This window comes from Salimicrobium halophilum (assembly GCF_900100295.1).
Taxonomy (GTDB): domain Bacteria; phylum Bacillota; class Bacilli; order Bacillales; family Halobacillaceae; genus Salimicrobium; species Salimicrobium halophilum.
The window spans coordinates 1-24,952 of sequence record NZ_FNEV01000004.1; the positions used below are offsets into that span (position 1 = coordinate 1).

23 protein-coding genes, 1 pseudogene and 1 riboswitch are annotated in these 24,952 nt (G+C 47.7%); of the genes and pseudogenes, 6 read left to right on the forward strand and 18 right to left on the reverse strand.

The genetic code is table 11. The annotated features are described in order from the left end of the window. Positions 1-286 (reverse strand): helix-turn-helix domain-containing protein (locus BLQ44_RS07245; RefSeq protein WP_143004709.1); only part of this gene is annotated, 286 nt, incomplete at its 3' end. A gap of 167 nt (positions 287-453) precedes the next feature. On the opposite strand from BLQ44_RS07245, the gene BLQ44_RS07250 reads away from it, so the two are divergent. Then, complete coding sequence (locus BLQ44_RS07250; RefSeq protein WP_093193230.1) at positions 454-1,347, forward strand: GNAT family N-acetyltransferase; 894 nt, start codon at positions 454-456, stop codon at positions 1,345-1,347. 13 nt (positions 1,348-1,360) lie between these two features. Next, positions 1,361-2,239 carry a fructosamine kinase family protein gene (locus tag BLQ44_RS07255; protein ID WP_245688126.1) on the forward strand — a complete coding sequence of 293 codons (879 nt, stop codon included), beginning with the start codon at positions 1,361-1,363 and terminating at the stop codon, positions 2,237-2,239. Here BLQ44_RS07255 and BLQ44_RS07260 read toward each other — a convergent pair. Next, entirely contained in the window at positions 2,218-2,841 is a 624-nt protein-coding gene (locus BLQ44_RS07260; protein ID WP_176757465.1) for a YbgA family protein, read from the reverse strand. The two genes, BLQ44_RS07255 and BLQ44_RS07260, sit on opposite strands and share 22 nt — an antisense overlap. 163 nt (positions 2,842-3,004) lie before the next feature. Here BLQ44_RS07260 and BLQ44_RS07265 point away from each other — a divergent pair, with 163 nt between their 5' ends. After that, positions 3,005-4,354 (forward strand): YjiH family protein, encoded by a 1,350-nt coding sequence (locus tag BLQ44_RS07265; protein WP_093193233.1) that lies wholly within the window; start codon positions 3,005-3,007, stop codon positions 4,352-4,354. Positions 4,355-4,379: 25 nt separating this feature from the next. Further along, positions 4,380-5,540 carry a C40 family peptidase gene (locus BLQ44_RS07270; protein ID WP_093193234.1) on the forward strand — a complete coding sequence of 387 codons (1,161 nt, stop codon included), beginning with the start codon at positions 4,380-4,382 and terminating at the stop codon, positions 5,538-5,540. 273 nt (positions 5,541-5,813) lie between these two features. Here the strand turns inward: BLQ44_RS07270 and BLQ44_RS07275 are convergent, their stop codons facing one another. From BLQ44_RS07275 to ribD, 13 genes and pseudogenes are all read right to left on the reverse strand, one after another. Next, complete coding sequence (locus tag BLQ44_RS07275) at positions 5,814-6,800, reverse strand: acyltransferase family protein (RefSeq protein WP_093193235.1); 987 nt, start codon at positions 6,798-6,800, stop codon at positions 5,814-5,816. Positions 6,801-7,018: 218 nt separating this feature from the next. After that, positions 7,019-8,263 carry an aminopeptidase gene (locus BLQ44_RS07280; protein ID WP_093193236.1) on the reverse strand — a complete coding sequence of 415 codons (1,245 nt, stop codon included), beginning with the start codon at positions 8,261-8,263 and terminating at the stop codon, positions 7,019-7,021. A 10-nt stretch (positions 8,264-8,273) separates the two neighbouring features. Next, a complete protein-coding gene (locus tag BLQ44_RS07285; RefSeq protein ID WP_093193237.1) occupies positions 8,274-8,825 on the reverse strand; it encodes a YpjP family protein in 552 nt (183 codons plus the stop codon). A gap of 366 nt (positions 8,826-9,191) precedes the next feature. After that, complete coding sequence (locus BLQ44_RS07290) at positions 9,192-9,461, reverse strand: hypothetical protein (protein WP_093193238.1); 270 nt, start codon at positions 9,459-9,461, stop codon at positions 9,192-9,194. A gap of 499 nt (positions 9,462-9,960) precedes the next feature. Next, positions 9,961-10,686, reverse strand: a complete 726-nt coding sequence (locus BLQ44_RS07295) for a GntR family transcriptional regulator (protein WP_093193239.1) — start codon at positions 10,684-10,686, stop codon at positions 9,961-9,963. Continuing rightward, a complete protein-coding gene (nagB, locus tag BLQ44_RS07300) occupies positions 10,676-11,413 on the reverse strand; it encodes a glucosamine-6-phosphate deaminase (RefSeq protein ID WP_093193240.1) in 738 nt (245 codons plus the stop codon). The genes BLQ44_RS07295 and nagB overlap by 11 nt, the downstream gene beginning before the upstream one ends. Then, positions 11,410-12,573, reverse strand: a complete 1,164-nt coding sequence (gene nagA, locus BLQ44_RS07305) for an N-acetylglucosamine-6-phosphate deacetylase (RefSeq protein ID WP_093193241.1) — start codon at positions 12,571-12,573, stop codon at positions 11,410-11,412. Before nagA ends, nagB begins: the two co-directional genes overlap by 4 nt. Before the next feature lie 21 nt (positions 12,574-12,594). Then, positions 12,595-13,971, reverse strand: a pseudogene (nagE, locus tag BLQ44_RS07310) (N-acetylglucosamine-specific PTS transporter subunit IIBC); the annotation flags it as partial. Positions 13,972-14,101: 130 nt separating this feature from the next. Then, the gene (locus tag BLQ44_RS07315) at positions 14,102-15,520 is read right to left on the reverse strand and encodes a cryptochrome/photolyase family protein (protein ID WP_093193243.1); all 1,419 of its coding nucleotides are present in this window, start codon (positions 15,518-15,520) and stop codon (positions 14,102-14,104) included. Positions 15,521-15,524: 4 nt separating this feature from the next. Continuing rightward, the gene (gene ribH / locus BLQ44_RS07320) at positions 15,525-15,989 is read right to left on the reverse strand and encodes a 6,7-dimethyl-8-ribityllumazine synthase (RefSeq protein ID WP_093193244.1); all 465 of its coding nucleotides are present in this window, start codon (positions 15,987-15,989) and stop codon (positions 15,525-15,527) included. 13 nt (positions 15,990-16,002) lie between these two features. Next, a complete protein-coding gene (locus BLQ44_RS07325) occupies positions 16,003-17,196 on the reverse strand; it encodes a bifunctional 3,4-dihydroxy-2-butanone-4-phosphate synthase/GTP cyclohydrolase II (protein ID WP_093193245.1) in 1,194 nt (397 codons plus the stop codon). Positions 17,197-17,216: 20 nt separating this feature from the next. Beyond that, positions 17,217-17,858: a riboflavin synthase gene (ribE, locus tag BLQ44_RS07330; RefSeq protein ID WP_093193246.1), complete on the reverse strand. Its 642-nt coding sequence runs from the start codon at positions 17,856-17,858 to the stop codon at positions 17,217-17,219. Between the two features lies 1 nt (position 17,859). Beyond that, positions 17,860-18,954: a bifunctional diaminohydroxyphosphoribosylaminopyrimidine deaminase/5-amino-6-(5-phosphoribosylamino)uracil reductase RibD gene (gene ribD / locus BLQ44_RS07335; protein ID WP_093193247.1), complete on the reverse strand. Its 1,095-nt coding sequence runs from the start codon at positions 18,952-18,954 to the stop codon at positions 17,860-17,862. Positions 18,955-19,363: 409 nt separating this feature from the next. Beyond that, positions 19,364-19,504, reverse strand: a riboswitch (FMN riboswitch). Between the two features lie 219 nt (positions 19,505-19,723). On the opposite strand from ribD, the gene BLQ44_RS07340 reads away from it, so the two are divergent. After that, complete coding sequence (locus BLQ44_RS07340) at positions 19,724-21,385, forward strand: glycoside hydrolase family 13 protein (RefSeq protein ID WP_093193248.1); 1,662 nt, start codon at positions 19,724-19,726, stop codon at positions 21,383-21,385. A gap of 423 nt (positions 21,386-21,808) precedes the next feature. On the opposite strand, the gene BLQ44_RS07345 is transcribed toward BLQ44_RS07340, so the two are convergent. From BLQ44_RS07345 to BLQ44_RS07355, 3 genes are read right to left on the reverse strand one after another with little or no spacing between them, the layout of a single operon-like run. Next, positions 21,809-22,258: an OsmC family protein gene (locus tag BLQ44_RS07345; RefSeq protein ID WP_093193249.1), complete on the reverse strand. Its 450-nt coding sequence runs from the start codon at positions 22,256-22,258 to the stop codon at positions 21,809-21,811. Continuing rightward, entirely contained in the window at positions 22,258-22,449 is a 192-nt protein-coding gene (locus tag BLQ44_RS07350; RefSeq protein WP_093193250.1) for an SE1561 family protein, read from the reverse strand. Before BLQ44_RS07350 ends, BLQ44_RS07345 begins: the two co-directional genes overlap by 1 nt. 16 nt (positions 22,450-22,465) lie before the next feature. Continuing rightward, on the reverse strand, positions 22,466-23,245 hold the full coding sequence (locus BLQ44_RS07355) for a TerC family protein (RefSeq protein WP_093193251.1): 780 nt from the start codon (positions 23,243-23,245) through the stop codon (positions 22,466-22,468). 315 nt (positions 23,246-23,560) lie between these two features. On the opposite strand from BLQ44_RS07355, the gene BLQ44_RS07360 reads away from it, so the two are divergent. After that, a complete protein-coding gene (locus BLQ44_RS07360; protein ID WP_093193252.1) occupies positions 23,561-24,643 on the forward strand; it encodes an AI-2E family transporter in 1,083 nt (360 codons plus the stop codon). Positions 24,644-24,952: the final 309 nt, after the last annotated feature.

The following is a 24,952-nucleotide window of genomic DNA, read 5'->3' on the forward strand; positions in this document are numbered from 1 at the left end:
CTAACGAAGGATTATTTAAGCGGAAGGCAATCGCAGTCTCCTGGTGAGAAGCGCCTGTTTGTTTCTTAAAGTTTAATACATCCAGCTTGAATTGGACAGAGTATACTTGTCTGGAATGTCTCTTTTTTAGCCCTTCTTCTCCAAAAGCTTTATACGCTCGGACCCAATTTTTTATTGGGGTTTCACTAGGGATAGAGTATCTTTCAGCTAGTAAAATGTACCCTAGAGGACCTTGGAGATATTCCCTTACCACCTTCAATTTAAATTCCTCACTATACTTTGACATAAAAAACACCCCGGAAATTAGATTTTTTACTCTAACTTCCGGGGTGCAATACCCTCCCCGGCTGGCTTTTCTTCGTGTCAGGCGAAGGTCCCTCCCCGCTTTCCTTTTGCACTCATTTTTGACATGATAGAAATAGACCTATACATAGAAAGGAAGGGATTTCCTTGATGATAAAAGAACTCGAAGTCAAAGACCTCCGACCCGTAGCGGAATGGCTGCACCAGATGAATGAAGAGGATAAGCATTTCGTCGCCTGGCTCGCCTCCGATCCAAAAGAGATCTTCGAACAGATATGGGGCCTCACCCAGCTTAATGACCCGTTCGCATTTGTAGCCTGGGACGGTGACGAAATCATCGGATTCCTCGGCATCCTTCCCTTCTTTGAACAAAGGGTATGCCGTCTTCTCGGACCGATCGCCACCAGACAGGAAAGCTTCATTATCGAGAAACTTTGGCAAAAGGCTTCGCTGACATTGGAGATGTACTTCAATGCCGCGAAAATGGCCTGTTTCGATGTCAATGCGGAGCTGCTGGCTTTTGCGGAACATCATGAATTCGAGCTCTATAATATTGAAAAGACACTGCTTCTTACAGAAAAAGCATTCACCCCATCCTTTTCTTCGAGCAGTTCCATTGCACCTGTCGATGAAGAACATTACAAAGAGCTCGATGCGCTTCACCCGGACGGGGCTTATTACGAAACGAAACAGATGCTCGATCTCTCTTATCAGCAAGGGAACCGGCTATTCGGATATTTCGAAGAAGGAGAGCTTTCCGGATACGTGTACCTGGAAACGATACTGCCGGAAGAAGAAGGGGAAATATGCTTCGTGAACGTGACCCAGGGTGAACAGGGAGAAGGGATCGGCACTGCTCTTCTTGAATATGCGCTTGCTATCGGTTTTGAAGAAATGAACTTCTCCTATATCACCATATCCGTAAGGGAAACGAACAGAGCCGCCGAGAGCCTGTACAGGCGAATCGGATTCGAAGAATGGCATACGATTTATGCCTACAATAAAACCATTGAGAAACAGCCACCTCCCACACTCATTCATTAAAGGAGATGATCCCTTGCCGACATTGGAAAAAATCCTTCAACACATCGGAGATCCCTCCCAGATTCTGCACAAAAGATCTGTCAGTGGAGGAGATATCAATGATGCGTTTCACGTAGAAACGGAACAGGAGAACTATTTTATCAAGCGAAACAGCAACGTACCTTCGCATTTTTTCCAGGCAGAAGCCCGAGGCCTTCAACTGATCAGAGACACAGAAACGGTCCACGTCCCCGAGGTCTATTATTACGACACGGAAAGCGGAACGGGAGATGCTTATCTCGTCCTTGAACATATCAAAAAAGAAGCCCCTACCCCGAGATCAGAACAGCGACTCGGCGAGGGACTTGCACGTATGCATCAGGCTACAGGTCAGGGGTACGGATTCGACCAGCCTACATTCGTCGGCGAACTCGACCAGAAAAACAGCATGGTTTCTTCATGGGTGGAATACTACCGCGATCAACGACTTCTTCCACAATTTCAGTTGGCGGAAGAGAAAGGCAGACTTCCCGCTAATAGAAAACAAGGCCTCCGCCAGCTGATGGATAACCTTGATGCCTTTCTCCCGAACGACCCGGGAAGCTCTCTTTTACACGGGGATCTGTGGGGAGGGAACTGGGTTTCGGGCCCGGGAGAGACTCCCTATCTGATCGATCCATCTGTTCTGTATGGAGACCGCCTTATGGATATCGCCTTCACCGAATTGTTCGGCGGCTATTCCCGCACGTTTTATGAGAGCTATCAGCGGAAAGCTCCTCTGCCTGATTATTACGAAGAAGTCAAACCGCTGTATCAGCTCTTCTACCTCCTCGTTCATCTCAACTTGTTCGGGGAAGCTTACGGAAGTTCTGTTGACCGTATAGTGCGCCATTACACAGACGTAAAAGGATGAGGATGGAGATAGGCTTGAGTTGCAATGTAATGATCCCCGTATTTATGTGCCCATTCCCTCAAAAGCTTTCTGACTTTCTGAAGGGATAGATCACCAGCTACGTACTGCTCTAATTTATATTGGAGCAGTTCTTTTTCTTCCTGCGTCAATTTCCTCTTCACATGTCCCGCGATGTGCTGACAGGCATTGACATGCCGCTCCCTCGTGGGTACGTGATCCATCGCTTTCTCCAGTAACTGACTGTATTCTTCGGCAAGTTCATAAAACGGCACTTCTTCGCCCCGCGCCAGGAGTCTGCCTGATTGTTTCTGGATGTTCGGGGAATAGGCCATGAGTAAATATTTATGGTAAGACTGGAAATCGAACAGTTCCCTTTTTGAACCGCCATAAAGTGTCTGCCGCATCCGGTGCAGCGTGAACACCTTCGTCCAGAAATGGTCCCACTCTTCTTCTCCAGCCTTCTCGAGAAGCGACCTCGTGACCGTCCCTTCCACGCGACCTCCTTCCGTAAGTTCGACTTCTTCTTTCAAGCGCTCGATCCATTCATCCTGTTCTTTTATATCTTCGCTGATCGCGATTTTCGGCTTTTGTTCAAAATTCAAGATACCCCTCCTCCGCTTCATAAAAATTCTGTCTATTCAGAAGGATTCCCTGTTCCCCGTGCCGAATAACATAAAGGGGGAAATTAATCCTTGGCAAAGAATCAATGATGTATTAAAATCTATTCTGTTGCATAATTATACTCATCTTTTAGGAGCGATCAACATGAACAATCAAAAATATCCAACATCCGCACATTTACGGTTCATTATACCTTCTCTTATCGGTATTTTATTATTCATGATTCCTATTCCTTCCGGAGAATCGATGACGATCCTTGTCGCTATATTCGCCGGATGGCTCGAATCAGCACTCAAAGACTACTTGTCTCTGATCATGACCTTCATCATCACTCTGACGGCTGTACTTACACTATGGGTGAAGGCGGGAGGCAGAAACGTCGTGAAATCATCTCCGTTTTTCACTTCCCTTTTGGATGTCACTCCTTTCTGGACCATAGTCCGGGTACTGGGGATGATTTTTGCTCTCATGGTGTACTTCCAGGTAGGACCGGAAGCTATCATTTCAGATGTCACGGGAGGCCTTCTGCTGGACTCGCTTCTCCATGTGCTGTTCACTGTCTTCCTGTTCGCCGGGCTATTCTTACCACTTCTATTGAACTATGGTCTTTTAGAGCTGTTCGGGATACTATTAACGAAAATCATGCGTCCGTTATTCACCCTTCCCGGACGCTCGTCCATCGACTCTCTCGCTTCATGGCTTGGAGACGGAACCATCGGTGTACTCCTGACCAGTAAGCAATACGAAGAAGGATATTATACGAAACGTGAAGCCGCCGTCATCGGGACGACGTTCTCTGTCGTGTCCATTACGTTCACTATCGTCGTAATCGAAGAACTCGGCCTCGGCAGCATGTTCGTACCTTTATATGGGACAATCGTTTTGACTGGTGTGATCACTGCGCTGATCATGCCGCGTATTCCGCCGCTTTCTAAAAAGCCGGATACCTTCGTCACGGAAGAACCACGTGTACGTGGTGACCAGACACCAAAGGAACACAACGCCTTCACTTATGGCTATCAACAGGCCGTCAAACAGGGGAGTCAGTCTCCGGGGCTTGCAGGATTCTTCAAAAACGGGGCACAGAACATCCTCGATATGTGGATGGGGGTAGCTCCTATCGTTATGGCTCTCGGTACCATTGCGCTTGTACTCGCTGAATTCACGCCATTGTTCACATGGCTCGGGGTACCTTTCATCCCGATTCTTGAACTTCTGCAGATTCCATCAGCTCAGGCAGCTTCCGAGACGATCCTTATCGGTTTTGCGGATATGTTCCTGCCGGCGATTATCGGGGCTTCCATCGAAAGTGAAATGACCCGTTTCGTCATCGCAGCTCTATCTGTTACTCAATTGATCTATATGTCCGAAGTCGGGGGACTGCTCCTCGGCTCGAAAGTACCGGTCGGTATGAAAGATCTGTTCATCATCTTCTTAGAACGTACCATCATCAGCTTACCGATTATTGCATTCATTGCTCATTTGCTTTTCTAAACTCTTCACAGGAAGGAAGAAGTGCATGAAAAAGAAAATGGTTTCTGCATTTGTCATGATGGGAATTACCGGATTCGGTGCCACAACCGTGGAGGCGGATACCGTCGAAGTCGAACAGGGAGATTCTCTTTGGAAAATCGCCTCTACGAACGGGATATCCGTCGACCAGCTGATGGCCTGGAACGACCTCGCAGCAACGACGATCCATCCGGGTCAAAAACTCAGGGTGAAAGAGGAGACAGGGGTAACCGCATCCCCTTCTCCGTCCTCTCCTTCGGTCTATGAAGTAGAGGCGGGAGACTATTTATCCAAAATCGCAGGCACTTATGACACCACAGTCCGACAGTTGAAGAAATGGAACAACCTCACCTCAGACACGATTTACGTGGGACAGAAACTGAAGCTTTCCGGTTCAGGAACCGTACAGAAGGAAGAGAAACCTGTGGCGTCTCCAACCCCGGGCCCTTCTCATACATACATTGTACGAAGAGGAGACAGTCTTTCGAAAATTGCACAAACCCTTGGCATGAGAGTGAAAGACCTGAAGAAATGGAACGACCTGGAGACAGATACGATCCATGTCGGCCAAGCCCTTCAGGTAACCAAAGGTACTTCCGCTCCGAAACCTTCTCATGAAGAAGAGAAAGTCAGCGTCACTTCCTATGAGGTGCAACCGGGAGAAAGCTTATGGACGATCAGTCAGAAGTTCAAAGTTCCGGTCCCTGCCCTCCGGGAACTGAACAACCTGAAAGACACGACGATCCGTGTCGGCCAGAGACTGTTGCTGGAGAAAACAAAAGAGAATCACCAGGAAGCGACGTCCTCGTTCCCGGCCTCAGACATCATCAGCACGGCAAAGGTACATATGGGAGTTCCTTACGTATGGGGAGGCAACACTCCTGAGGAGGGCTTCGACTGCAGCGGGTTCCTTAAGTATGCCTTCGGGAAAAACGGAGTCTCCATCCCGAGAACGGTAGCCTCCATCCACCAACAGGGAACCCCCGTCTCTTCTCCATCTATCGGAGATCTTGTATTCTTTGAAACGTATAAAAAAGGCCCCTCCCACGCGGGAATCTACCTGGGAGACGACATGTTCATCCATGCCGGGTCCTCTTCGGGTGTAACCGTAAGCTCCATGGACATGAACTATTGGAAAACACGCTACCTCGGCGCTCGTAGTTATTGAATGGAAAAGCGTAAGCACCCCGCTTAGAAACCTCAGCCATAAGTAGACATGAAAGCAGAAGAAATGCTACGTTCCTGACATTGAAATGTCTGGAAACGTAGCATATTTTTTTGTTTCAGATGATTCTGCATAACATCTTCGGAAAAATTGTCGAATATCCATTTTTATGGTCCACTTTTTTATAAATCTCCCAGAAAACTGTCGTAAAAACTTACTTCAATTAAAAAAGAAGAAGTCTCCTCTCCCCCGAAAAGAGAGAAGGACTCCTTCTTTCTATGCTTTCACTTTTGTTCTGAACCGTGGCAATTTCGCTTCGATGAGAGGCCGGGCAAGAGTCATCGTTGACTTCGACGACAGCACATACACGATACCTATAGACACGACGAAAACTCCTACAATATCCAACCAATGGGTATACGTGAATAAGTCGATTTTGCGGAAGAACTGGATAAAGAAGCCATGCAACAAATACACGTAAAGCGTCCGTCGGCCGAGCTTCGTAAATGAAAATTCTTTGCTCGGCACCCATGATAACACTGCAACCGTCATCACTGAGGCGAGCACGTAAACACCGAGACGGAACCATCCCCCTGCTCCCGGAATACCGAGTGTTGCGTAGGATTTCGAACCGAGCAACCATCCCGAACTGAACTCAGGGAACAGAACGATGCACGTTGCTACCACACCCATAACTCCCAGAGAAGCAATCCTTACAGAGGTCCCCTGCCATTTCTTCACTTGTTCTTTCGTCAGCCAGTACCCGGCAAGAAAGAACGGGAAAAATACAAACGTCCGGGACAGACTGTACGTATGACCAATTTCACTGAAGTAGCCGACAATCAGACCCAGCTCCAGAGAAATGAGAATGCCCAGAAGTGGCGGAAGCTTCTTGAAACCGATGAGAAGCATATGCCAGCAGAACAGGCTGATCAAAAACCACAGCGCCCAATGTGGATGAAAGAAACCATTGTACCAGCTGTCATCCCCAAGCGCGTAATAGTAGCCGCTGTAGACGGCCTGGAATAGAAAATAAGGCAACAGCAGTTTTTTCGCGAGTTGCAATACGTAATCTTTATCCTTCGCACCCTTAGCGAAAAAACCGGCCAGTAAGATGAACGCAGGCATGTGGAACGTATAAATGAATGTATAAAGGCTGTACATGAACTCGGAGTCCTTTGTCATCGGCTGCATCGCGTGACCGAAAACAACAAGTATTATCAAAAACAATTTCGCATTATCAAAGAAAGCATCGCGCTTCATTCGCTTTCCCCTCACCTTCTTCTAATCTTTCTTCAAACATTCTACTACGTGTTCTACCCTCTTTTGTTGTTATTCAAAATAATGTTAATCGAATTTAATCATCTTGTAATAAGAAACCAGAACGTCCCATTTAAGCTTACACCGGATTCATTCATCTCTAATCTATCCACTAAAAAAACCTGCAGGATCCATTTTTCCTGCAGGTCAATCATTCTATCTTATTTTTTAAAATCTCCGGCCCATGTCCCGTTTCTGAAAACAGGTTCATAGGTACCGTCTTCATGTTCACCATCGATATCAAGCTCAGCAGATCCGATCATGAAATCTTCATGGACCAGACTGTCATTCACACCGTGCTCATCACGTTGTTCTTCACTCATGGAAGTGCCGTCTTTCACGTTGGTCGGATAAGCTTTCCCGAGTGCAATGTGACAGGAAGCATTCTCATCAAAGAGGGTGTTGTAGAAAACGTGCCCGGACTGTGAAATCGGGGATTCCACCGGCACTAGAGCTACCTCTCCGAGACGTTTGGCTCCTTCATCCGTTTCGAGGAGATATTTCAGAGATTCTTCTCCGGATTCCGCTTGATAATCGACTACTTTTCCATCTTCAAACGTAAGGGAGAAGTCCTCAATCAGATTGCCATCGTAGTTGAGTGGCATCGTACTTCGAACCGTACCGTTCACTCCGTACTTATGCGGCATGGTGAATACTTCCTCGGTCGGCATATTCGGGTTGAACGTTACTCCATCTGTCGACTCAGCAGCACCGCCGGCCCAGACATGATCGTTCACGAGTTCAATCGTCAGATCTGTGCCCGGCGCTTTGTAATGGAGCTTCTTGAACTGCTTCTTATTAAGACGTTCCCGAGCCTGACGGAGTTGTTCGTTATGCTCGTCCCAAGCCTTAAGTGGATCTTTTCTGTCGATACGGGTAATATGGAAAATCTGTTCCCACAGCTTATCCTGTGCGAGAGGAACCGGATCGTTCGGGAAGAGTTTCTTCGCCCAATCCGGATGAGGGAAAGCTACGATCGTCCACGTAATTTTATCTTCCATAATGTAATCCCGGTAAGTCGTGAGAGCTTCTGCGCTTGCTTTATTCGCTTTCGCTACACGCTCAGAGTCGATGTCTTTCAAAAGATCCGGGTCCGGACCATAGACATTTACGACCGAATATCCGTCTTTCGCCATCTCTTCAAGTCCCTGTGCGCGCCAACGAGGGAAATTCGAAATCACTTCTTCGCTCGCATTTTTCATTTTCATATAGGTGAGAACGTTATCTCCCCACTGGACATAAACGTCCTTCGCACCGCGACCGTATGCTTTCGCCGTCAATATATGAACAAAGTCGGAAGCTTCAATCGGTGCATTGATGATGACCCCCTGACCTTCCTGTATGTTGATCCCTTTTTGCAGCGCCACGTCTGCATATTGCTCCAGCTGTTCCTGAAATGTGTTCATCTTCTACCTCCTAAGACATCCACTTTGGTGGTGTGTTTTTGTCCCAATAAATTTCCCCTAATGGGTGATGGGTCTCATACCCATCTTCTTTCACGTGATAGTGGAAGTTAAACCAGTATCCTTCCCCTGGTCGCAAATCCCTGCGGACGTGAAATCTCGCCAGCTCTTCTCCTGTTTGCCCATGAATCAGATTGAAAATACGTTCCCCGTAGCCGGCAGAAGGATCTTCCGTTATCTCGTACATCGGGACATTTCCGTCATCCACGAAGGACTCGATGACCGTTTCGATCTGCGGGAAGATCTCTTCGATGACTTCATCTTCCACTTTCGCTCCGATCCGAGGGCCCAGTTTCGCTATCGTCTGCTCCTTCGCCCGTTCTGTCAGATCTTCAACCGTTACCGGGGCAAGGAAGGCTTCCGTTTCTTCCGTCTCTGTTTCCACCGGACCCGATACCTGTTCTTTCTCCGAAGCTTCCGGGTTGATCTGTGCCGGAGGAATGTAGAGACCAAGGGTCATGATCGCTACGAGCGTAACAAATAGCTTTCTCATCCATAGTTTCATAAAATCGCTTCCTTTTTTATTATTCTTTCTCAAAGTTTCTCTGTTTTTTGTTCGTTTTTAAGCGGGGTGCTTCACATTTCTATACTGTCTAGCTTCAGTACCCAGAAACTCGAGCCATAAGTAGACAGGATCAAAAAAAGGAAAAGCGCTTTTGTCTGACCTGTCTACTTATGGCTGAAGTTTCTAAGCAGGGTACTTCAGCTTTTCCATTTATGTAATCCCTTTCACAAGTAATTACACTAAACTGTTACCTTTTCTATCTTATCAGAAATTCATGATAGAATCATCTGACAACTTTCCTGCATCTTTTCTCCCCTTATCAAAAAAAGCCTCGCGCTTTTAGCACAGAGGCATTCTTGACACCGGTCAATCCGTAAGAACGAATGTTTCGATTTTGATGGTGACATCCACCTTCTTCATTCGTCCCTGAACGACATAGTCATTCGTTTCGTGACGGAAGAATTGCCGGGCTCCATTGTAAGTAGTGAACCATTTGTTTCCGATGATAGAGAATTCACGTTTTTCTCTATCTATTATTTCAATCGGATGATATGTTTTTCCGAGCATTCCGTCTTCTCTCTCTAAAATGCCGACACGATGCCTCTCATCCATCCACAATTGAGTCATGATCTTCATCGGAACCACCCCTTCTGGACCAGACTATTCAGAGAAATTGTATGACAATTTGTGAATTGAAATAATTATCGCAAGGTTTCGACAAAATTTCAACACTTTACCCGTAAAAAGCACGAAAGTATTTTTAGTTATGAGAAAACGGGGTGTTCTTCAGGTATTTTAAGATATTGGATCCCTTTATCCTTGCTTGCGCGACACTCACGGAAGAATTTTCTGCTCGATTGTACCGCAAGCTGAGGTTTCCGCTTTTCTTGTCCAGCTCCAGGCACCAGAAATTCGTGGCATAAGTAGACCGGATCAGAAAAAGAAAGAACACTTTTGTCTGACCGGTCTACTTATGCCAGTATTTCTAAACGGCGCCTGCCGCTTTTCTTTACTTGTCTAGCTAAGACACCTTGCCCTTAGCGACATAAGCAAAAACCATCCATAAAGAAGAAGAGCGCTTCTTTAGGCTGATTTTTGCTTATGCGAAAAGGGCTGAGCAAGGTGTCTTAGCTTTTCAATTACGATACATGTCACTGATGAATTTATACCGGTCGCTGCGGTAGGTGGAGATGTTCCGTTCAAATGGTACGCCTGTGGTCAGGTAGCCGATTCGCTCGATCTGAAGAATGGCCGCTCCTTCTTCGATCGCCAAAGGTTCTGCTTCTTCTTTTTCGGCGATTCCCGCTTCTATCGTCTGACGGGCGCGGTGGATGGAGACATCCGTTTTCGTTTCGATGTATTCATAAAAAGACATTTCTTCAAATATTTTTTCCGTAAGCTCCGGAAACAGACGAACCGGGATGAACGTTTCTTCGACAGCCATCGGTTCCCCGTCCGCATAGCGAATCCGTTTCAGGTAATACACGTCTTCCGCTTCTAACCCGAGCAGCTCCCCCGTCGTTTCATCTGGCTTTCTTTTTTCAAACAAAAGAAGTTCGTTGTGGGGAGAAAGGCCGCGACGTTTCATATCTTCACTGAAGCTCGTAACCCCTTCGAGAGGCTGTTCGAATTTCTTTTCGGCCACAAATGTACCGCGCCCCTTCTCCCTGTAAAGGAGACGGTTCCTCACCATGTTGGAGATCGCCTGCCGCACAGTCATCCGGCTCACTTCATACTGTTCGGACAGTTCCCGTTCAGAGGGGATCGGCTTCCCTGCTTCGAAGAGACCTTCGTCGATCCTTTTCTTTATATCTTCTTCGATCTGATAATACATCGGAAGCGGAGATTCTTTATCCACCACTTTCGTCCACATCCTTTCGATAAGCGTCTTCATCCACAATCAGTGTAACATCCGCATGTCGATAAAGGACGGAAGCCGGGAACCCTTCATCCACTTCCCCGGTCAACAGTCGCTCAATAGCGGCTTCTTTTGCAGATCCGGAGACAAGCAGGAGAATCTTTTTACTTTTTAAAATAGAGGAGATCCCCATCGTAATCGCCTGCTTCGGTACTTCTTCCAACGACGAGAAGAATCTGGCGTTGGCCTGCCGTGTCGTGTCTGTCAGTTCTGCTATATGAGTAGTGCTGCCGAAAGAGGCCCCAGGCTCATTGAACCCGATATGTCCGTTCTCTCCGATACCGAGGAGTTGAACGTCCGGCGGGCCCTCGGTTTCTATCAGTTTCTCATATGCTGCGCATTCCGCCTCCAGATCTTCCGCTTGGCCATTCGGAAGGTAGGTGGCGTGAAACGGAATATGCGAGAAAAGATGCTTTTCCATAAACGTATGGTAGCTCTGTTCATGATTTCTCGGAAGATTGACGTATTCATCAAGGTTGAATGTGGTCACTTGTGAATAATCCACCCCGCGCTCCCTGTAGCCTTTCACCAGATGATGATAGGTTCCGCGAGGTGTGCCGCCCGTGGCGAGCCCCAGTTTCGATGCAGGGTTATTCTTCACTTCATCTTCCAAGAAATAAGCAGCTTCCTGACTCATTTCTTCATAATCTTTCACGACTTTCACCTTCATGACTCTCCCTCTCTTTCGTAAACCAGGCTGCCTCTTGCCCAGGTTGCCTGAATGTTGAAATCACTGTCGATGAGTACGAAGTCTGCATCTTTCCCTGCAGCAATTTCGCCTTTCCGGTCATCCACGCCGAGTTCCCGGGCAGCGTTCAGTGAAGTGATGGATAGAAGCTCCTGATCAGAAAGATGCAAGTGATCCTTCATACGACCAGCCGCTTCCTTGAACTTCAGAATACTTCCTGCAAGTGTTCCATCTTCCAAAACGGCCTGTTTCCCCTTCACCGTTACGTCCTGCCCTCCGAGGTCGTACGTGCCTTCCTTCAAACACTTGGCACGCATCGCATCGGTGATCAGCAATAGGCGTTCATGGGTGATTTGATGATAAGCGATCTGTACGGCTTCTTTCGTCGAGTGGATGTGATCGACAATCAGCTCCACCATGAGACGTGGATCGGTGAATGCTGCTCCGACGACTCCGGGGTCCCTGTGATGAAGACCGCTCATCTGGTTATAAAGATGAGTGACATGCCCGACACCTCTATCCACAGCCTGTTTCGCCTGGTCGAACGTAGCGGAAGTGTGCCCTATGGAAGCGATGATCCCGTCTTGTCGCAGGTGGGAGATCAGCTTGTCCGCTCCTTCTTTTTCGGGGGCCAGCGTGACCATTTTTATCTTATCGTTACTCGACTCTCTCCAAGCTTCAAAAGTGGAAACCGCAGGAGATAAAATATGCTCTACAGGCTGTGCTCCGGATTTCTCTTCTGCAATGAACGGACCTTCGAGATGTACGCCGAGCATCTCCGCTCCTGTTACGGATTCAGCATCAAAGGCACCTGCATTCGTCAAAGCTCGCTCAATCGCTTCTTTGCTTTGTGTCATCGTCGTCGCAAGAAAAGAGGTCGTCCCTTCTTCCGGGAGTACTTCAGCGATTCCACGCAACGCTTCCGGGGTAGCATCCATTACATCATGACCATTCGCCCCATGGACGTGTACATCTATGAATCCCGGAAAAAGGGTAAGTCCCTGGCCGTCGAGAAGCGTCGTTCCTTTATCCAAATTTTGTTCAGCCACTTCCGTGATCGTCGTCCCTTCGAAAAGGACGCATCCGTTTTCTATCGTTCGATCAGCTTGGACAATCCGTACATTCTGATACTCTATGCTCATCTGAACTCCTCCTTACTTGTCCTTCATCTGCCTTCTCATCGCTTCAGCAACAAACTCGACGCTTGTACCGACGACTACGTGTAAGTTTTTCGATCCGATTTGAATTACTCCTCTGGAACCCTGGCGCTTCAATGTCTGCTCGTCTACTTTCTCTCTGTCTTCCAATGTCAGTCTCAGTCTCGTTGTGCAATAATCCAGGGAATTGATGTTGTCTTCGCCTCCAAGGGCTTCAATGAACACACTCGCTTTTTCATCATAATCGGAAGAAACAGGATCCTGTTCTCCTTCTTCCTCTTCTTCGTCTTCACGTCCAGGAGTTTTCAGATCCAGTTTCGTAATCAACGTATAGAACACGATGAAGTAGATCGCTCCCATGAACAGACCAAGCACGAGTAGAATCAGCGGGTTCTCCGCTATGTTGAAGTTGAGCAGGTAATCGATCAATCCTGCCGAAAAACCGAATCCGTGACGAACATCCAGCATATAGGCCACTACCATCGAAACACCGGTCAAAGCAGCGTGTACGACATACAGTAGCGGGGCAAGGAACATGAACGAGAACTCGATCGGTTCCGTGACACCTGTAAGAAAAGAAGTAAGAGCAATACTACCGAGCATACCGCCGACTGCCGCTTTCTTTTCTTTCTTAGCAGCCGCATACATTGCAAGACACGCTGCCGGAAGACCAAACATCATCACCGGGAAGAATCCGGCAAGGAAATACCCGGCTTCCGGGTCCCCCTGTAGAAAACGATTGATTTCGCCGTTCACTACATTTCCTGCTTCTGTCGTGAAGGTACCGAAGTCGAACCAGATCAGGGCATTGATGACATGGTGAAGACCTACAGGTATAAGAAGACGGTTCAAGAACCCGTAAATCCCTACACCAAGTTCACCAGAAGATAGGATCCATTCTGCCGTAGCATCGAGTGCATACTGAGGATAAACCCATAGATAACCCATTACAAAAGAAATCAGAACCATGACTGCTGAAGTGATAATCGGCACGAACCTTTTCCCACCGAAGAACGATAAATATTCCGGTAACTTGATGTCGTGGAAGCGATTATAAAGCATACCGGCTGTTATACCTGCGATAATTCCAGCAAATACTCCCATACCAATATCTTCATTAATAGCTTTGACACCAGCCTCTAATACGAGTACACCTATAGCCCCCGATAAGGCGGCGCCACCTCCTCCATCTTTGGCGAATCCCATGGCGATCCCTATACCGAATATCAGAGGCAAGTTATCGAGGATACTTCCTCCTGCTGCCTGGATAAATGGAATATCGAGCATATCTTCCATCCCAAGACGCAGTAACAGAGCCGCTGCAGGCAAAGTGGCAATCGGGAACATCAGTGACTTTCCGATACGTTGCAGAAATGCTAACACTATAAAAACTCCTCTCTTTATTGAAAACGCTTTACATAAAGTTTATCATCTAGTTATATAGTTGTCTATACCAATTTTCACTTACTGGTATAGACATTCAGCAAAAGAAAGACTGAAACCTCTCTCGGCTTCAGTCTTTCCGCTGCTTATACACTTCAATCGCGCGTTCGCGCATTTTCTTATGATCCACCATCGGTTCTGGATAATCTTCCCCGATCTTGCAGCCGGCTTTCTTCTGCTCTTCTTCACTCATTTTATGAGGCTGGTGGATATATTTCTTCGGTACATCCTCAAGTTCAGGAATCCACGTCCGGATGTATTCTCCGTGCGGGTCGAAACGCTCGGACTGGCGCACAGGGTTGAAGACACGGAAATACGGCACAGCATCCGTACCAGTGGAAGATGCCCACTGCCATCCACCGATATTCGACGCCGCTTCGTAATCAGCAAGTTTCTGATGGAAATAACGCTCTCCTTTTCTCCAGTCGACGAGCAGATCCTTCGTCAAAAATGAAGCGACTGCCATACGTGCCCGGTTATGCATCCAGCCGGTCTTATTCAGCTGGCGTATCGCTGCATCGATGAACGGGAACCCCGTCTCCGCCTCTTTCCATCGCTCGAAAATTTCTTCATCCTCATTCCAGGGAATGCCGCGGAATTTCTCTGTAATCTCTTTATCTCCCGCATCCGGATGGTTGTAATACACCATATGATAAAAGTCGCGGAAGGCAAGTTCACGGATGAAACTCTCGACACCGTCCTGACGCTTCCGCCCATCCGTCTCCTGCATTACACGGTGATAGATGGTACGTGGGGAAATTGCGCCGGTCCTCAAGTAACGACTCATCAGGCTTGTCCCGTCTTTGGAAGGAAAATCACGATCTTCCTCATAATAATAGACCGGTTCATCCAAAAAGAAGGTTAATCGTTCGTCTGCCGCCTGTTCTCCGACGTGCTTCCAGTCAAGAAGAGGTTGCTCGGTAAGCTCTTCGTACTTTTTCTTACCTTCCGAGAATGAATCGGTCCTGTCCACGAGATGCTTTTTAAGCTTTGATTCATCGACCTTTCGTACGGAAGGTTTGTCGAGCTTCTGCCATTGTTTGAAATACGGAGAGAATACCTGATACAGCCCGCCATCCTTCTTCGTCACTTCCCCGGCCCCGTGCAAAGGATGGTCGATATATGTATGAACCGGTACCTCCTCGTCTTCAAATACCGGCTTCATCCGCCCGTCCCGTTCTTTGCCGAAACCGGTCTCTGCTTCATTGAAATAGATCCCTTTCACATCATCCACAGACTCGAACATGGAACGGAATGCTTCTTCTTCCGGTCCGTAAATGAAGTGAAGGGGCCCATTGGCTTCATGGAAAGCTTTCACCGTCTGGAAAAAATAATCGTGCTGAAGGTCGAAATTCTGAATCAGATCCGGGTGGATATGAAAAAGGAGAAGCAAATCATCCCCTTCTTCCAAGTCCTTCACCGCTTCCGTGAGCGCGATATTATCATGGATTCTGAGATCATTCCTGATCCACACAATCGAGGTCGCCATAGCGTTACACCTGCTTCATCAGGTTAGCCATCTCGACAGCTGCAACCGCAGCTTCTGCACCTTTGTTCCCTGCTTTCGTACCGGCACGCTCAATCGCCTGTTCGATGGTATCCGTCGTGATTACGCCGAAGATGACCGGAAGGCTGTTCTTCACAGAAGCCTGGGATACACCCTTGGCCGCTTCCCCGCAAACGTAATCGAAGTGAGGCGTGGAGCCGCGGATAACCGCTCCGAGCGTTACGACTGCATCGTATTTTCCGGAAGCAGCCATACGATCAGCTGCAAGCGGGATTTCGAACGCTCCCGGTACCCACGCCGCATCGATATTATCTTCATCAACGCCGTGCTGCTTCAAAGCTCCTACTGCCCCTTCATACAATCTTTCTGTAATGAATTCGTTGAAACGTCCCGTGACGATTCCAACTTTCAAGTCTGTTCCTACCAAGTTTCCTTCAAGTCTGTTTACCATAGAAAATTCTCCTTTATAGATGAAATAAGTGTCCCATTTTCGATCGTTTCGTCTCCATGTACCTTGCATTTTCTTCCCGGGATGGCAGTTCAATCGGTACACGATCGACTACTTCAAGACCGTATCCGCCGAGTCCGGAAATTTTCTTCGGATTGTTCGTGAGTAACTTCAGCCTGGTGATGCCAAGGTCCTTCAGAATTTGTGCGCCGACCCCGTAATCACGGAGGTCCGGGGCGAACCCGAGCTTTTCGTTGGCTTCTACCGTATCATATCCTTCTTCCTGGAGTTTGTAAGCATATAATTTATTCATAAGGCCGATACCGCGACCTTCCTGACGCATATAGAGAAGGACGCCGCTGCCGTTTTCTTCGATCTGCCTTAGCGCATTGTGCAGCTGCGGTCCGCAGTCACAGCGGTACGAGCCGAACACATCTCCCGTCAGGCATTCGGAATGCACGCGCACGAGCGTCGGTTCATCAGGGTTGATGTCCCCTTTCACGAGAGCTATATGATCTTTATAGTCGATATCGTTCGTAAATCCGATGGCGCGGAAATTTCCGTACTCTGTCGGCATCAACGTTTCCACTTCACGCCTTACGTGCTCTTCGTGGTTGTAGCGGTACTGAATCAGATCTGCGATCGTAATCATCGGAATGTCGAACTCATCCGCCATCTTTCTGAGGTCCGGCACGCGTGCCATCGTCCCGTCGTCTTTTATGATTTCACAGATGACTCCGGCAGGCTTCGCTCCAGCAAGTTCCGCAAGATCGATTGATGCTTCCGTATGACCGGCGCGGCGCAGAACGCCGCCTTTTTTACCGACTAATGGGAAGATATGCCCCGGACGGTTGAAGTCGGACTCTTCCGCTTCATCATTCAGCATCTCCCGAATGGTGAGAGCGCGTTCGTCTGCAGAAATGCCTGTCGTCGTGTCTTTATGATCGATACTTACCGTGAAGGCCGTTTTGTTGGGGTCCGTGTTCTCCCCTACCATTGGCATCAGTTCAAGTCTCTCGGAGATCTCTTCTGTCACCGGTGCACAGACGAGCCCACGACCGTGTGTGATCATGAAGTTAATCATTTCTGTCGTTGCGTATTCCGCAATTCCTACGAGGTCTCCTTCATTCTCGCGGTCTTCGTCATCACAGACGATGACCATCTTTCCCTGTTTCAATCGTTCAATGGCGTATTCTATCGAATCAAACATGATATCCCCCTCTTTTCAGTTCAGACGTAGCCGTTCTCTTTGAGAAAAGCTTCACTTACTCCTTCAGCGCTTCCCTGACGTTCTATAAAATGCGCAATGTATTTACCGATCATATCGCATTCGATATTCACTTCATCGCCCTGTTCTTTGTTGCCGAGAACCGTATGCTCCATCGTATGCGGAATAAGCGAGATGAGCACCGTATCCCCTTTCACTCCGAAAACTGTGAGACTCGTGCCATCAACGGCAATCGATCCTTTATGGATGAAATACCGTGATAAATCTTGCGGCAACTCAATTTCATAGTAGACCGCATTCGCTTCCGGTGTTTTGCTGACAATCTTCCCGACTCCGTCGATATGACCGGATACGATATGACCTCCGAAGCGGCCACCCGCAGCCAGAGCCCTCTCCAGGTTCACTCTGCTTCCGGCCTTCAGATCCTTGAAGTTCGTCGCGCGGAACGTTTCCGGCATGACTTCAAAGGAAGCCGTCGTATCCGTGAACGTCGTCACTGTCAGACACACACCATTGATGGAGATGCTGTCCCCTTCCTTCACATCCTCTAAAATCACTGAGGCTTCTATCGTTACATCCATCGTTTCTTCCTTTTGCTCCATAGAAGCGATGGATCCTATTTCTTCGATAATTCCGGTAAACATGTTACTCGCCTTCTTTCCTTGATACGATTTTGATATCATTCCCTACCTGCGTATGCTCGACGATGGAAAAGCTCATCGCATCATGCAGGTGCTCGATTCCTGTTCCGGCTACCGGGGTAAGAGCTTTTCGTCCTCCGATCAGCTTAGGAGCGATATACGTAATCACTTCATCGACGTTCCTCGAGCGAACGAAACTGTCGGCCACCGTTCCGCCGCCTTCGACGAGAAGAGAAGCGATTTTACGTTCTCCGAGTTCTTTGAGAAGCGTATCGATATCCACGGTTTCTTGTTGCTGCCGCAGAATCTCGACGTGGCTTTTAGACCGGAAGACCTCTATCTGTTCATCCGTTACGGTATTTCCGACGACAATCCATACAGGAGCGGTCGTATCCTTCAGCAATTTCGCATCTTTCGGCATGCGTAAATGATTATCAAGCACGACCCGTACCGGATGGTTCCCGCCTTCCTCAAGACGTGCCGTAAGCATCGGATCATCTGTCAACACCGTATTGATGCCAACGAGGATGGCGCCTGAGCGGTGACGGTACCAGTGTCCGTCCTTTCTCGCTTCCTCTCCGGTGATCCATTGACTCTCTCCGGTCGAAGTAGCAATCTTCCCATCGAGACTCATCGCCGATTTCAGTCGTACGTATGGTTTCTGTTTTGAAATGTAATGGAAAAACGAGTGATTGATGGCGTCCGCTTCTTCCCGGCACACATCCGTAATCACTTCGACGCCGCCTCGCTTCATTTTCTCTGTACCCTGCCCGGCTACTTTCGGGTTCGGGTCAAAAGAAGCGACGATCGCCCGCTTGATACCCGCTTCAACAATTGCGTCGGCACAGGGAGGTGTTCTTCCGTGGTGGCTGCAGGGTTCAAGGGTTACGTAGATTTCCGCGCCCTTCGCATGTTCCCCTGCCATCCGGAGCGCGTGGACTTCCGCATGCGGTTCGCCTGCACGTACGTGAATACCGGTTCCTACAATCTGGTTATCTTTCACTACGACAGCGGCTACGGCCGGATTGGGTTCGGTCTGTCCCTTCGTTTTCCGTGCCATTTCCACTGCGAGGTTCATATAGTATTGTTCTCTGTTCATAGCTTCTTCCTCCGTGTTCCGTTGTGCATCCATTCTTTTATAGGAGTTCATTTATTTCATCAGCGGAGAGCTACCGCTCGATTCTTTAATCCAGTTTTACCACCCAGAAGCCCGTAATCTAAGCAGCCATCCAGGTAAGACTGGCATAATCCAGCTATAGCTCCCAGATACTCGTGTCATAAGTTGGAGCAGTAGTCAGGCTAAGCTCAATCCAGTTCTGCCATCCAGAAGCCCGTAATATAAGCAGCCACCCCCGTTTCGGGAAAGACCGCCCGAAGCCAGGCGCGTCTGCTTATATTAGAGCTTCTAAACGGGATGGCACCACTTTATAATATAAAAACCCCAAAGGACAGGGTCCTTCGGGGCATAGAGGTATCACTAAAAAAAGGTACACGTGTACCAGGATTGTTTCATCTTTCTCCCATCCAGACTTTAACTGTCGGCTTTGGAATTTCACCAAATCAGGGGGAATACGCTCTTCCCCGTCGCGGGCTCGGGACTACTGTCCATTACCGCCGGCTAGGAATTTCACCTGACCCCGAAAGATACACTATTCGATTACTTTTCACTATATAGGAAAGGAGATAAAACTGCAATCCTTTTGCTTTAATTCATAACCACCCAAGAAAACGGTTGCAACTACCCTTTAATTTTTGTATGATAAGCATAGCTTGCGAAAACGATTGCATAAAAATTTGTATATACTGGATAACTTTGTTTTTAATAGGTGAAGCAAACGATTGCATCATCTGAAGGAGGAAATGGACGAATGGAACGTACGTGGTGGAAAGAAGCAGTGGGATATCAAGTGTATCCGCGCAGTTTTCAGGATTCCAATGGCGATGGTATCGGAGATCTGGAAGGCATGATCGGAAGACTCGACTATCTCCAGGATCTGGGCATCGATTTCATCTGGATCTGCCCGATGTATAAATCCCCGCTTGATGACAACGGCTACGATATCTCTGATTATAAGGATATCCTGGAAGACTTCGGAACAATGGAAGATTTCGATCGGCTGCTTGATGAGGTGCATAAACGAGACATGAAATTGATCATCGATCTTGTGCTGAACCATACGAGTGATGAACATCCGTGGTTCTTGGAATCAAGAGCTTCCAAAGATAATCCGAAACGGGACTGGTACATTTGGAGAGACGGAAAAGATGGACAGGAACCGAACAACTGGGAAAGTATTTTCGATGGCTCCGCCTGGAAATATGATGACATTACAGGTCAGTACTACCTTCACATTTTCTCAGAGCGCCAACCTGATTTGAACTGGGAGAACGAAGAAGTGCGCCGTGAACTTTATGATACGGTCAACTGGTGGCTGGACAAGGGCATCGATGGCTTCCGTATTGATGCGATCAGTCATATCAAAAAACGTCCCGGGCTCCCGGATATGCCCAACCCGGAAAACGAACGGTATGTCTCCAGCTTCGACATGCATATGAACCAGGAGGGCATCCATGATTTCCTTCAGGAGTTCAAAGACGAAACCTACGGCAAGTACGACGCCATTTCCGTAGGGGAAGCGAACGGAGTAAGTGCGGATGAGGCTCACCTGTGGGTCGGCGAAGAAGGAAAAATGGATATGATTTTCCAGTTCGAGCACCTCGATCTCTGGGATCAGGGTGCTGAACAGAAGCTCGATGTTCCTGCATTGAAACAGGCACTGACCAAATGGCAGAAAGGCCTTGAAGGCGACGGATGGAACGCTCTTTTCATCGAAAACCATGACAAAGCAAGATCCGTATCCACGTGGGGCAATGATCATCGATTCTGGAAAGAAAGTGCAACGTCCTTAGCGACGATGTATTTCCTCATGCAGGGAACCCCGTTCATCTATCAGGGACAGGAAATCGGCATGACGAACATCGAACTTCCTTCCATCGAAGACTATGATGATGTAGCCGCGAAGAACTTTTACGAGGTGAAGAAAGAAGAAGGATGGTCGGAGAAGGAGATTCTGGAAAACCTGTGGATGACTTCCCGTGACAACAGCCGTACCCCTATGCAATGGGATGGCAGTGAAGAAGCCGGTTTCACTTCAGGAGACCCATGGATGAAAATCAATCCGAACCATACGAAAATCAACGTTGCCGATCAGTGGGAAGACGACTCGTCCATACTGAACCATTACCGTCAGTTGATCCGACTCAAAAAGAATCACGATATCTTCACTTACGGAACGTACGACCTTCTTGATGAAAAGAATCCTTCCATCTACGCATATACACGCACCCTGGGGAACGAAAAAGCTTTGATTGTAACTAATCTTACAGATAAAACAGCAATCCTCCACGTGGAAAGTGAAATGACTACCAGAGACGCTGTTCTCCATAACTACCGCGATATTACGGATATTCATACACTACGTCCTTATGAAGCTCGTGTGTATATACGTGAAGGTGACTCTCAATCTTAAAACCTTAAGCCAGATGAAAGGAATTCTTCGGATATGAGATGGTTTTTATTCGATATGCTCATTAAACTACTTCATAAAAAACGATATCCAACGCTTTCTGGTTCCCATTACTGAAAATCGTTGAATAATAACTTTTAAGCGCCGATTTTCCTGATATCCGGCTAAAAAATACCGCAAAGACGAAGGAAGTCTTCGCTCAGGGTTCAGCAGGAAGCCGGGTCGCATCGGTACGTTCGTATGAGCATTAAGGCTGCCGAGTGGTTCCTTCTTTTGTTATCGGACCGTTCGTCACCAAGGATTGCTCGCGAACGATTCGTTTCTGCTTAAATGAACCACTCAAGTCTACTCTATCCCCGTGAACGGTATACAAATCAAAAAAGCATCACGCCCGGAAGGAAAACTCTCCTCCGGGCGTGATGCTTCTTATTTTTCAATAGTAAGATCCGGCTCTAACGTAATTGTAACGTTCCCTTGAATAGCGCGGGAAATCATGCAGCTGGATTCCGCTTTCTCAGCCAGTTCCCCGAGCTTCTCAAGATCTTCGACAGAAGCTGTATTTTCAAGTACGACCCGGGGCCGATGGATGATCTCTTTATAAGTGATGACGCCGTTCGTCACGTCGACCACCCCTTCAGAATCCATATCCATTTCTTTACCACTAAGACCAGCGCGCTCCATCATCGCTGCGAGCGTAATGATATAACACGTCGCCGCTGCTCCGAGCAGCATTTCGTCCGGATTCGTTCCGATATCGGGTCCGTCCATTTCTTTAGGGATCGAAATTTCTGTATGCAATTTGTCCGCCTGGATCGTACCGACCGAATTACGACCGCCCGGCCAATCCGACTTCAAATGAAAATGATGCTTGGCCATCATTCTCCCTCCTTTCTATCCTGTCGGAATCTCTCTACTTTCTGATTCAGACTTTGAATCATGTCTTCTACGCGTTTCAACTCTTCGTCGTCTACCGGGGACTCTACGGATTGTACAACGTCGTTCAGCATAGAGACACGATTTTTGATATAAGAGAATTGATCTTCTTTTCCCTGAAGTGCCTTGCCCATCGTATTACCACTCCTTTTAAGCAGCTGGCTTCTCTTTCTTTCCTGATAAAAACCAGCCGGCTACCGCAATACCGACAAGTACGGTATAGAATGTGATCTTCCAGGCGGTCGAATGGGCGAAATGCTCATCCAACACCTGAATATTCGGGTGAGCCAGCGTCGATACCACCAATTTTACACCAACCCAGCCGACAATCACAAAAGCTGCGATTTCAAGACCGGGACGCTCATGAAGAATTTTCACGAATACATTGGCAGCAAAACGCATAATGATAATACCGATCATCCCCCCGGTAAGAATGACAGCGAACTGACCCCCATCCAGACTTCCCACTTCAGGAAGATTCGTCTCCGGCAGCGTAACGGCTAACGCTACCGCTGCTAAGATGGAATCGACAGCAAAAGCGAGATCTGCGAATTCCACCTTTACGACTGTAGGCCAGAAGCCTTTTCCGCGGGAGGTCTCATCATAATCGGGTTCTTCCTCTTCTGTCTCGCCCGTTCCACGCGCCTTCCAATTGTCATAAAGGTTTTTCCCGGCAATGAATAAGAGATAGGCAGCACCCAGAGCCTGCACTTGCCACACATCGACGAGAAAAGAAATGACGAAGAGCGAGGCGAACCGCAGGGTAAACGCCCCTACAAGGCCATAGAAAAGTGCTTTTTTCCGTTTTTCAGGCGGAAGGTGTTTCACCATAATGGCAAGGACAAGAGCATTATCGGCCGCCAGAATCCCTTCCAGTCCTACGAGTACAATCAGTACCCAGCCGTATTCTATCAATAATTGTGCATCCATAATTCTGATCTCCTTTTTCTGTCGTTTCCTGCAAGTACAGAGACCATAAAAAAGAGACCTCTGCCCCTACAGGCAAAGGTCTCGCAAACAACGGTCGTTGCCAATAAAGCCGGAGATCCCTCTCGTAATGACGACTTTATTGAACAGCTACTCCCCTTCTTCTTCCATCTTAGCACCTTTCACTATAAAGTCAATATGACAAAAGCTTCCTCTTTTCTCCTTCTTTCCGGAAAAGTTCTCAGCAACAAAACGTTTCTTTCTTTCGGGATTTCCATTAAAATGTACACATAGATGTTTAAAAAGGCGGGATAACATATGCTTCAAAAGAAATGGTTTCAACTGATTGTGGCTGCCATTGCCATCTGTCTGTTGATTTTTTTATTACATGAGATCCAATTTTTCTTCCAACCGATTCTGACGTACATAAGTGCGATTGCCATACCACTCATCGGTGGCGGAGTCCTTTATTACATTTCACGACCACTGGTGGAATGGCTCGTCCATAACAAAGTCCCGAAAGTGCCGGCGATTCTCGTGGTATTCGTGGCGTTCATTGCGGCCGGATACTTCATCGTTCAATTCATTGCTCCTATTGCCCAACAACAGTATACGAGGTTGATGGATAACATCCCTGAAATGGTACGGATGGTGGAAGAATGGGTAACGTATTGGCAACAGAATCAGGACATCATGCCGGATAACGTGACCAGTGCTATCCAGAACTTCACTGATAATCTGCAATCCTATCTCCAGAACGCTTCAGCTGCTGTAATCAGTGTGCTTACGAACATTCTCAGCTTCCTGTTCTCTGTAGTGCTGGTACCATTCTTTCTTTTCTTCATGTTAAAAGACGGAGAAAGGCTCCTTCCGTTTCTCACCGGGTATATGAGCGAAAAAAGCCCGAAATTTGCGAAGAGCTTCGAACGCTGGGCCCGTTCCGTGGACCACACACTTTATACATTCATCCTTGGACAGCTCACCGTTAGTGTAGCCGTCGGTGTGCTCCTTCTTATCGGGTACATGGCCATCGGTCTCCACTATTCTCTGACCCTCGCCCTGTTCGCGATGCTGATGAATGTGATTCCATTCATAGGTCCGTTCCTTGCAGTGATCCCGGCACTTCTCGTAGCTTTGTTCCAGGATCCGATCATGGTCGTCTGGGTAGCCATCATCACACTGATCGCTCAACAGATCGAAGGGAATCTCATCTCCCCGAACATTATGGGGAAAGCCCTGCACATCCACCCGCTGACCATCATCACCGTAGTATTGGCAGCCGGAAGCCTAGCAGGATTCCTAGGCCTATTATTCGCCATCCCGACCTATGCCGTCATCAAAGCCACCATCAAACACTTTTATGAAGAATGGAAAAATGGAAAAGCGGAGAAGAGCGTTTAGAAGCTCTGGATATAAGCAGACAGTCCTGGCTTCGAGCGTTCTTTCTCGAAACAGGAGTGGCTGCTTATATTTCGGGCTTCTGTTCTTCGCAGCTAGACATGGAAAAGCGGAATCATCCGTTTAGAAATACTGGCATAAGTAGACCGGTCAGACAAAAGTGCTCTTTCTTTTTTCTGATCTGGTCTACTTATGACACGAATTTCTGGATGATGCAGCTAGAAAACAGAAAAGCGGAGACACCCGTTTAGAAGCTCAAATATAAGCAGACGTAATCTGAACTCAGAAATAATGTTCCACAGAAAAAGTCGC